Annotated in this window: 4 protein-coding genes and 1 riboswitch; of the genes, 3 read left to right on the top strand and 1 reads right to left on the bottom strand. The window is 39.6% G+C overall.

Annotated features, from left to right (window positions below; genetic code table 11):
* Positions 1 to 508 precede the first annotated feature (508 nt).
* Positions 509 to 1,660, bottom strand: a complete 1,152-nt coding sequence (locus H8S17_RS08450) for an RtcB family protein (RefSeq protein ID WP_186866965.1) — start codon at positions 1,658 to 1,660, stop codon at positions 509 to 511.
* 670 nt (positions 1,661 to 2,330) lie between these two features.
* Here H8S17_RS08450 and H8S17_RS08445 point away from each other — a divergent pair.
* The 3 genes from H8S17_RS08445 (at position 2,331) to H8S17_RS08435 (ending at position 11,271) form a co-directional block, all read left to right on the top strand.
* Positions 2,331 to 3,362 (top strand): helix-turn-helix transcriptional regulator, encoded by a 1,032-nt coding sequence (locus H8S17_RS08445; RefSeq protein ID WP_186866964.1) that lies wholly within the window; start codon positions 2,331 to 2,333, stop codon positions 3,360 to 3,362.
* Positions 3,363 to 3,452: 90 nt separating this feature from the next.
* Positions 3,453 to 3,579: riboswitch (cobalamin riboswitch) on the top strand.
* A gap of 170 nt (positions 3,580 to 3,749) precedes the next feature.
* Positions 3,750 to 5,195: a DUF4430 domain-containing protein gene (locus tag H8S17_RS16520; RefSeq protein ID WP_243238017.1), complete on the top strand. Its 1,446-nt coding sequence runs from the start codon at positions 3,750 to 3,752 to the stop codon at positions 5,193 to 5,195.
* 166 nt (positions 5,196 to 5,361) lie between these two features.
* Positions 5,362 to 11,271: a leucine-rich repeat protein gene (locus H8S17_RS08435; protein ID WP_186866963.1), complete on the top strand. Its 5,910-nt coding sequence runs from the start codon at positions 5,362 to 5,364 to the stop codon at positions 11,269 to 11,271.
* Positions 11,272 to 11,284: the final 13 nt, after the last annotated feature.

Raw genomic sequence — 11,284 nt, 5'->3', positions numbered from 1 at the left:
GAATATCCATGATTTATGGCCAAGGGGAATGACATAGACTTAGAAAATATCTCTATGAAGAAATGAAAATATGAGAAAAAGCGAGTTAACAAGAGAAAAACAAAGATTATTATGGGAGGGATAAGTATGTTAAAAGAAATTATATTGACGATCACATTTGCCTAGTTTGAGAAGGAATAAAAAGGAGGTGCGAGTATGAAAGTGAAATTCCTGGGAATGGCAGAAGAAGATGATAATTTAAAAGAGCGTATAGATAACGCAGGTAACATTCAAGGATGTTCACCTGCGTTTTTCATATATTAACTCTCTATCTTTCTGTATCAGGCAGTATATTTACTACGCTGCTTATCGTTATATAATTTCTTTTTGTTGAGATAGCGAACCTTAGCACGAGGGCAGTATTTATCACAATGCTGGCAGTAGCCTTTGTGCGAAGCATTACGTCCTTTTGAACATTCGCCATAGCTTAAGTAGTATTTACAAGGTGTTTCTCTATATTTACTCATGATTACCTCGATTCTCCGGCTTTGAAGTTATATACCGGTCTGATGATTTTATTAATAGTAACTGTGTCAGAAATGACTTCGGCTATTTCATCCATGGGTCTGTATGCAAAAGGGGCTTCATCTAAAGTGTCCTTTCCAATGCAGCTTGTATAGATGCCTTTCATTTCTGACTTAAATGAAGATACTGTAAAGCTATTCTTTACATCTTCGCGTTTCATGATCCTGCCTGATCCATGAGGGGCAGAGCAGTTCCATTTGGTATTACGAAGTCCGGTTCCAAGAATGATCCCATCACGCATATTGATAGGAATGATCACTTGTTCCTTTTTCTTTGCGGAGATAGCGCCCTTACGAAGCATGGCAGAACCAAACGTGCTTCTGGTTTCTTTGGAAGCATCCACATAGTTGTGAATACATTCATAGGAATCAATTACCTTCCATTTCATTCCTTTGACAAGTTCGTCTAAGATGATTCGCCTGTTAAGAGAAGCAAATTGTTGGACTATTTGAAGATCATGAAGGTAAGCATTCATAAGTTCTCCTTCAAGCCAGGTAAGTTCATAAGGAACTTTGATTCCTTTTGCTTTTAGATATTTCTGACCTTCGTTTAAGTAGTGTTCCGTTACTTCTTTGCCCAGGTGACGGCTTCCTGTATGGATAACAATATAGAGATTTCCATTCACATCTTTGTCTGCTTCAATGAAATGGTTTCCAGATCCCAGACTGCCAAGGCTTAAGCGTGCTTTATCTGTGTGAATATGATTTGCGCATCTTAATGCATCAAAATCAAACTCATCTGCAAACCTGTGTACTTTTGCACGGATACCAAATCCGGAAGGAACAGAGTCTCTGATGACAGTATCGAGTTTTTGATATTCTAGTTTTTTTCCTTTGATCTGTGCAAGTGTCATACCGCAGCCGATATCAATGCCTATGAGGTTAGGAAGGATTTTTTCGCCGATTGTCATTGTTAATCCGATTGTTCCAACTTTACCAGGATGAACGTCCGGCATAACACGAATACGGCATCCCTTAGAACTTTCCTGATCACAGATCATCTGAAGCTGTGAGATGGCATACGGATCGATTGCGGTTTCTTTATTTTTTGTGGTAAAAATCTGAGCAGATGTATATGCTCCTTTGATCGTCTTCATAATCATTTCCTTTTCTGTTGCTGCGAGGGCATAAAAACAGCACCTCTATGGTCAAAGCTTAAGGTATCAGAAATCCTATGAAGTCCTTATTTGAATTGGGCAGAATATACCTGTTATATACAAATAGAAGGAAGGATCACCATACCTCTGGCTATTAAGTTACTGTTGTTTGTTCTGTTGTTCTTTGTCATGATAATGGCCTCCTTTCTGAGTGAATACGTTTCTTTGTTACATTTGAAATCCAGTATAGCACGTATATCAAGTGCTTGCATGGAACCTATAGTTTCTTGCTCTGAGGTTCGTTGTGCTGACTGATGTACCCGGTACATCGTTTTCGAAATAACTACACCATTCACTTGCCTGCGAATCCGATCGTACAGGTAGAAAAGCCTCGGCGTAGCCCGCTACGCTTGCGTTTTTATACCTGCACACTCGAATCCACATCCTACGTGATTGGTATAGTTATTTGCGAAACGATGTACCTAGTATATCGGACGAAAGTGACATATCATGACAGTTTCGCAAGAAAAAATTAAAAAAAATCAAATCTTTACAGAACAGGGTGCATACGATATTCTTATAATGATGAGGATAGTTAAAATTGCATGGCAATGGAGAAATCTGGATACATCATAATATGATGATACAAGGTCAAAAAAGGAGTTTCTATATGTCTGATAAACAAAAAGAAAATGGTGTACTTCGTACACTTGATCTATATACACGTTTATGTGAGGGAAAAGTCATTAACAAACAGGAAGAAGCACAGCGTTATTGTGTTTCTGACCGTACGATCCAGCGGGATATGGATGCGGTCAATACCTTCTTTTCGAACAGAAACGCCTGTGCAGGAGGAGATGTGCGGGAAATTAAATACAGCCGGAAGAAAAATGGCTATGTATTAAAAGGGGCAGAAGCTTCTGAAATGTCAAACAGTGAAATTTTAGCTGTTGTAAAAATCCTTTTAGAGAGCAGGGCGTTTTCAAAACAGGAATTAAGTGGAATTTTAGATAAAATGGTGGAAGGGTGTGCACCGTTAAAAGATAAGAATCTTGTCTGTGATCTGATCGCAAACGAAAAATTTCATTATGTAGAGCTTCATCACAAATCTCTGATCGAAGATAAATTGTGGGATCTTGGAGAAAATATCGCAGCATGTAATTTAATGGAGATCAGTTATACAAAGACTGCTTCGGAAAATGAGCTGGTCACGAGGATCATAGAACCGGTAGCAGTGCTTTTTTCGGAATATTATTTCTATCTGAATGCCTATATTGTGGAAAAAGATGATAAAGGAAATTATGTATGGAAATATGATTATCCGGCAATCTTCCGTTTAGACAGAATTATAGAGTACAGGTCTTTAGAAGAAAAATTTAAGATTTCTTATGTAAACAGGTTTCAGGAGGGAGATTTCCGTAAGCGTATCCAGTTTATGTATGCTGGTGAACTGATGCATGTACAGATGAAATTTTATGGAAAAAACCCGGAACCTGTACTTGACCGGCTGCCTACGGCAGAAGTGAAAAAGGAGTTAGAAGATGCCTATCTGATCGAGGCAGAAGTATATGGTACGGGAATTGTTATGTGGCTGCTGAGTCAGGGAAGCCGTATCGAAGTATTAAAACCGGCAAAGTTAAGAACACAGATGAAAGCGCAGTTAGAACAGATGCTAGAAAGATACATAGAATCTGAGCAGTAAATTTCTTTCTTGACATATCCCCGCACAATCACTAAAATTTTATTGCTATATACATGGCACAACAACTAAAAAGGAAAGCAGGTTAGAAGGAAGGAATACGGTTAGAATCCGTAGCAGCACCCTTGCTACTGTAAGAAATATAAAAAGGCAGATGATTCACTGTATGAGGAATATGGGAAGGATCATCTAAGAAAGCCATTTCTGAGCCAGGATATTTTCTCTAATCTGAAAATCAGGAAATATTTCAGGGGTAATATTTTTGTTTTTTGTGTGCAAAAATCTCCAGAGTATCATACTGGGGATTTTTCTGCTTCATGGAATACGGTTTTACTGATGTTTCCAAAGAAACGGAGGGATAATCACTTACAGAAAAGGAACGGAGGAAGTATGAAGAAAAGAAAACTGCAAAATTTGGGAATGCTTCTCATAATAGCATTGATCATATTAGGCGGTATTTTCGCAACTGGATATATCAAAGGCTGGTTTCATAAAAATGAGTCGTTTGTGGTCAGTCAGAAAACGGGAATTGTCACCGTAGAGCGGAAAGGACTTGCCTATCAGATTAAACAGGATAATGACATACAAAAGCAGGATATACTTTCCACGAATAGTACATCAACAGCAGAGATCTCAAAAGATGGGCAGCCCTTTTTATGGCTGGCAAATGACACTTCACTTGCTGTAAAGAAAGAAGAACCCGCAGTTTTTCAGATCACAGGCGGAGAAGTATTTGCAGATGACAGGACAAGCGGGCAGGGAGTGGATGTAATACTCCAAAAAGCTATAGTTCATGCAAAAGAAGCTGTATGGTCAGCGTCTGTACAGAAAGGCTCTTTGAGTATCTGCGTATATTATGGAAAAGTTTCAGTGGATGGCTTGCAGGAAGAATATACGGTTGCAGCAGGGGAACAGTTATCTGTGATACAAAAATCGGATAAAAGTCAGGAAACGGAAGTTATCCGTATGCAGGCAGTTGCTTTAAATGATTTTGAAATGGGAAGACTGCTTTTGCTTACAGGAGATGGATTCTGCTTTTCAAAAGAAGATATCGATATGGTAAAGCAGAAACGGGAAAATGATAAAGTCAAAGCACAGCAGGCGAAAATCTTAGCAGATAATACCTCTGAGCAAAACGAGGAAGAAGCATCTGAGGAAACCGAAACCAGGGAAAAGAAGTCTGCGTCTGATTTTTCTATAAAAAGAAAGACAAAGACCACAGATTTGGATACAGAAACTAAAACAAAAGCACAAACAGAAACAGAGGAAAAGGAATCCGAAACAAAACAGGCAGGAACAACGTCACAGGAAGATACGAAGCAGCAAAAAAAAACACAGGAGTCTCAAAAGCCGCAGAAGCCGGATACACCGGAAGAAACTGAAAGTACGACACCGCCGGCACCAACGCCAACGGAAGAACAGGAGGCAAAGACTTATTGTACGATCGAGATCCGCTGTGATACGATCTTAAACAATATGAAAGCACTTACTGCCGGGAAAGAAGGATATGTTCCGGCGGATGGCACGGTCTTAGCGGTTTCAAAAGTGGAGATGAAAGACGGTGACTCTGTATTTGATGTGTTAAAGCGAGCCTGTGATTTAGCGGATATCCAGTTGGAGTATTCGTATACGCCTATTTATGAAAGTTACTATGTGGAAGGAATCCATCAGCTTTATGAGTTTGACTGTGGAAGTGAATCCGGCTGGATGTATAAAGTGAATGGCTGGTTTCCGAATTATGGCTGTTCGAGTTATAAGGTAAAGGAAAATGATGAGATCGTTTTCTGCTATACCTGTAACGGACTAGGGGCAGATGTCGGGGGAGGAACATATTGACATCTTGTAACTATTCAGAACCCTTTAGAATCACAAAAATTGATACTTCATGCTTGCATGTAAGTAGCAGTTTTTATGATTCGTAAGGTGGCTCGAATAGAGCTGCCGCCCCATATATGGGTGGGGTTTTGAATAATTGCGAAATTAGAAAAAGAAAGGAAAAGAAATGAAAAAAGGAAAGATAAGTAAAAGGATCATAGCCTTTTTACTGGCATTGCTTTTAGCTGGGACAACCGTTCCGGTAACAGCAGACGCAGCAGAAGATGCATCTTCAAATGAAGAAACTGCGGAAAATCATGCACCAGCCTTAAAAGGCGAAGCAGAGAAGATCTTTATGAAGGCAAATTATGGAACCGGAAGTTCCTCTTATTTGTATTTTAAACCATCTGATTATTTTACAGATGAAGATGGAGATACACTGACTTATACCGTCAAAAAAGATGGTGAAGTAGTAACATCTGATAGTGAAAGCTTTCGGGTTGAGATTAAAGAACCGGGAAAATGGGTATATACGATCGCAGCCAATGACGGAAAAGCAGATTCACCGGTTATGACACTGATCTGTTATGGTGTGAAGCCATCTGTGGATGTATCAAAAGTGGATGGTCTGTATGCAAATAAGTCTGATTATATCTATGTTTGCAGTAAGGAAGAAGATACATTTTCACTTCCGATGAACTTCGAGCCACAGATCGATCAGAAGCTGACTTATGAGTTATCCGGATCTGCATCTGTGGCAGCAAAGGCAGCTGTAACGATAACGGAAGATGGAGAGGTTACGATCAGACGGCCGGAAGATACATTATATAATGTCAATATCTATGGTAAATATGGAAGTGAATACATTGTTAGTCTGAATCTGACAATTTATCCTGAAAAACCGGCAGCCACAACAGATAATTTTATCGTTGCATTAGCTGAAAATGCAGATCTTAGAAATCCGGTAGCAGTCAATGAGGTATTTAACTGCTGGTATGGAAGCAGTTTTAACTATACATTAGAAGATCCGTCTATTGCAGATATTGCATCCGGAAACGGAACAGGTATCAAGGTAACACCTAAGAAGCTTGGAACAACGAAGGTGACAGCAGCTTATAAAAGTGCACCGGAACTTAGCTGTGAATTTTCCATTACGGTTAGTGGTGTTGCTGTTTCCATCAAAGATACAGATAGTGATTCAGTGATCTTAAAAGATGGAAAAGAAACCACATATCAGATGGTTGCAGAAAGCACAGGAACAGATGAAACTTTTACATGGACAAGTTCTGATGATGAGATTGCTTCTATTGATGACAAGGGGGTTTTAACGGCTAAAAAAGAGGGAAGTGTCTATATCAAGGCAGAGTCTTCTTTGTCTACAGAAGAAAATCCGCTTGCCGGAGGTCTGTATGTTCAGGTAAAAAAAGAAGGCAAAGCATATTTAGATGAGATCTCTTTTGAAAATTATAATGTTTTTGAAGGGGATGAATGGTTTTCTAAGGTATCTGCATTCCATTCAGCGAAGTTAGAGTATGATATGCAGATCAAAGAAAATAATATCAGTACGACCAATCTGTATTTTATACCAACATTTGATGATACAAATGTCAAAGCAGTATTATCATATCAGGTTAGCGGCGGCGATTATCAGACCATGGAACTTGTCAATGGAAAGAAAGTCAATATCAGCAATGCTTATATGACAGGTCCAAATAAAATCACGATCGCAGTTTCTGATAAAGCAGATGAAACAAATGTGACAACTTATACATTCAATGTCACAAGACCATATTATACGACAAATACGTTTAGAGCTCTGTCAGTATATCCAAATGGGACAACAGCAATCACATATCCGACCTATAACAATGCAAAAGAGGGTACTCTATTTGCATTAGAAGAAGATGGCTCTTTTTATAAATGGTCTGGATTTACCACGAGTAGAAATAATTATAAGACCTATTTATACGGAAAACGTACCAGCACGATCACATTCATGGGAACATTTCTGAATACGAACCAGTTTGCAAGGGTACTCACGAATGGAGAAAATCCGGTAGATCTTGTACATAACTGGGCAACCACACCATTGCAGTTAGATGAAGATGGTGAAACCGTATTTACGATTGAAGTTGTTTCTGAAAAAACATATGTTGCAAAGAAAGCAGCAGGTGAAGATCCATTTGAAACACCGGAAACGACGTATACGGTCACAGCAGAAACCATATCACCATTAGGGATCGATGCACAGATCCTTTCCGCAGAATTTGCAGCCGGCGAATTTTATAAACCGGGATTTGATCCGGATGTATATTCCAACAAAGTGATCCTTCCAAGCGGACAGACATCCGATACCATGACTTTTACCGTACCGGCAGGTATCAATGTATATTATGGAAGCGTCAGCGCAGATAATAAACTGACCGCAGAGAAACAGGATGAAAGCGGAAATAATGTCTATACAAAAGAAGTAAGCGGTTCTACAGTTACGATCAATTTAGAAACCGTCAGTGAGGAGAACCCGGAAGAAACAGGTGTCAGTGCCTATACGTTTACATTAAAAGAACTAGGAACAAAGGATATTATGCCAGACCGTATCACCGAGTATCTGTGTCTTGGTTCCCAGTATACAAATTTAGGCAATTACGGAAATGAACCGGAGCGTACGATCGTTAAAAATCCAACGATTGTTTCACTTGGTAACTTTGGCGGTTATATCGTTTATCAGTATGATACACCGATCAAAAATGATGACAAAAACCCATATGGTATTGACTTTACTGTTTATGGAAACTCTTTTGGTGGAGCAGGAGCAAGTGAACCGGGAAATGTCTTAGTCTCCAAAGATGGTAAAAAATGGTATGCCTTAGCTGGTTCCATGCATTATACCGATGCAGCCGACTGGAATTATTCCATGACTTATACAAAGACCGGTACAGGGGCTTCTTCATGGACAGCCAGTGATGGAAGGTCAGGCATAAATTACAATTATCCGCTTGCGAAAAATTATCCATTCTTTAGCTGGAATGAAGAAAACCAGAGTACAATGACCGTCAGTGGTCTGTGCTTAGGAAGTACAGGTAAAGATGCATACGGCAGTGCATCTGCATTATATCCGGCATTTGGTTATGTCGATGTCAACAAAGTACCATATAACCAGAAAGACGGTACAGCAGCCAACCCATATACCGGGGAACATGGTTCTCTTGGAGATGCATTTGATCTTGACTGGGCAGTTGATGAAAATGGAATGCCTGTAGAATTAGATGAGATCTCTTATATTAAAGTTACAACCGCTTCTAACATCTATGCAGGAGCGATCGGGGAAAAATCTACCGAAGTTGCAACTGTATGCAGAACCAGCGATCAGGCCAAAGCAGCAGTAGGAAAAACAGAAGCACCGGCATCCATTCAGGTAAACGGTGCAGAAGTACAGAAAACAAAAGATCAGGTATTTAGCGCATCTTATGATAAAGGTGAGAAGATCACAGTCAATGTAGATGTTCCGGAAGGAACGAATGTTTATATTGATGATTATTATGGAACCAAACTTACCTTTGATGAAGTTCCGGAGAAGAAAATGTTCCGTATCATCGCACAGAGTGGTGAGGCAGAACCTTATATTGCAGTAGTAGAATTAAATGAAAATAAAGAAAAGACAGGCTGCATCGATACAAGTGATCTGACATTTACAGATATCACAGAAGCTGAAACTGCAGGCTATGTCAATATCAGTTTTGCAGATAACGGCATCCGAGAGGATAACGCTAGTATGGAAGAGATTTACCGCAATCCATTAGGTACGTTTATCAAATCTGTCAAAGTACCATTTAAACAGGGAGAAAATATTCCACAGGTAACCCTTCGTCTGTTAAATGCATTGAATATCGACAGTGAATATACAGGTGCGGTAGAAGATGGATTCTACTTAAAAGCAATTAAGAACTTTACGATTGACGATGTTTATTATGAATCCTTAGGAGAATTTGATGCGGGAGAAAAATCCGGCTGGATGATAAGCTTTAATAACTGGTTTATGGATCAGGGAGCAAGTAAGTTTACCGTAGAAGATGGTGATGTGATCAAATGGCAGTATAATTGTCAGTGGGGCGCAGACATCGGAAATGACTGGTCCAAGGCAAGTGCAGAGATCACAGGACTTTCCTTCTTAGAAGACTATGGAACACTAGCACCTGAATTTGATACAGAAACCGTAAATTATACGTATACCTTAAAAGCAGGAACTGCGAAGATCGCATTAGAAGCATTGATGGAAAATTATTCCGCAAAAATGAGATGCTTTGTCGATGGTGAGGAGATCAAGTATCGTCCGATGCAGGAGATCAATATCAAAGATGGTTCACTGATCCGTCTGTATTCGAAATATGCATTGTATGATGGAAGTTTTGATACAGATACAATCTCTGTTTTCATAAATATCACAGGTGATGCAGATGCGGATGCTGCTTATGTGGCAGAAGCAGAAAGTTTCATTGATGCGATCGATCAGGCAGGAGATGCAAAAGCAGAAGCAGTAACCGTAGCAAGAACAATCTACAATTATCTGTCAGATACACAGAAAGCGTTAGTTACAAATTATGCAAAATTAGAAGAAGCAGAAAAAGGTGATGACGGGGACGAAGATTTAAAACCGACACCGACCGATATTACCGCAGTTTATCAGGCAACAGGAAATTATTTAGAGAATCTTGCTAAGACAACAGCACCGGCAGTATCATCTGTTGGCGGAGAGTGGATGGTGCTTTCACTTGCACGAGGCGGCAGAAGCGTACCGGAAGCTTACTATACAAATGTATATAACTATGTCAAAGCTAATATCAATGCAGCAAGCCGGCTCCACAGTTCAAAATCAACAGATAATTCAAGAGTGATCCTTGGACTGACAGCCGCAGGCTATAATGTAACAAATGTAGCCGGTTATAATCTGTTAAATGGTTTATCCGATATGGATTACCTGAAAAAACAGGGGATCAATGGACCAATCTGGGCATTGATCGCATTAGATTCACATGCTTATACACCATCCGGAAATGTGACAAGAGAAGCATTGATCGATTATATTTTAAGTGCTAAGTGTGCAGACGGTGGATATAAAGTCAGCGGTGATACCGCAGATGCAGATATGACAGCAATGGCTGTCACAGCGTTAGCACCATATTATACGACAAATGAAAAAGTAAAAGCAGCAGTTGATACAGCACTTGATACATTATCTGGTATGCAGGCAGCAAACGGAGGATTTGCACCGGTTGGAGCATCTGAAGTTACCTGCGAGTCAGCAGCACAGGTGGTTACAGCTTTAAGTGCACTTGGTATTGATGCAGATACAGATGCAAGATTTGTAAAAAATGGTAACTCTGTATTACATTCCTTAGTTTCCTTTGCAGCAGCAGAAGGCGGATTTAAGCATACTGCATCAGGCAATGTCGATGGTATGGCAACAGAGCAGGGATATTATGCATTAACTGCATATGCAAGAATGAAAGCAGGAAATACTTCCCTTTATAACATGAGTGATGTTACGCTCAGAGAGCAGAATCCTACCGTGACAGATATACCTAAGACAGATCAGACTGATACAAAACAGGATGATACGAAGCAAAACGATACGACACAGGATACGGAACTGAAAGATAACATAACAGCAGCACTTGCAAAAGGTACTGTATTTAAGGTAAAAGGATACCGCTATAAAGTAACCGGCAAAGATACCGTAAGCTTTGTGGGGATTACATCAAAATCTGCGAAGTCGGTGACGATTCCGGCAACGGTTTCCTATCATAAGACAACTTATAAAATAACTGCTGTTGCAAACAAGGCATTAAAAGGCAAAGCAAAACTTACAACGGTAAAGATCGGCAAGAATGTAAAAACGATCGGTGCAGAGGCATTTCGTAATTGTAAGAAATTAAAGAAGATCACCATTTCTTCTACCGGATTAAAGAAAGTCGGTAAAAATGCATTCAAGGGAATCAAAGCCAATGCAGCAGTAAAAGTTCCGGCAAAGAAACTGGCAGGTTATAAGAAGTTATTAAAGAACAAAGGCTTAAATAAAAAAGCAAAGATCACAAAATAAAACAAAGAAAGAT

The sequence above is a fragment of the Roseburia zhanii genome (genome assembly GCF_014287635.1).
In the GTDB taxonomy this organism is placed as follows: Bacteria; Bacillota; Clostridia; order Lachnospirales; family Lachnospiraceae; genus Roseburia_B; species Roseburia_B zhanii.
This window is presented reverse-complemented; position numbering and strand designations above follow the sequence as displayed.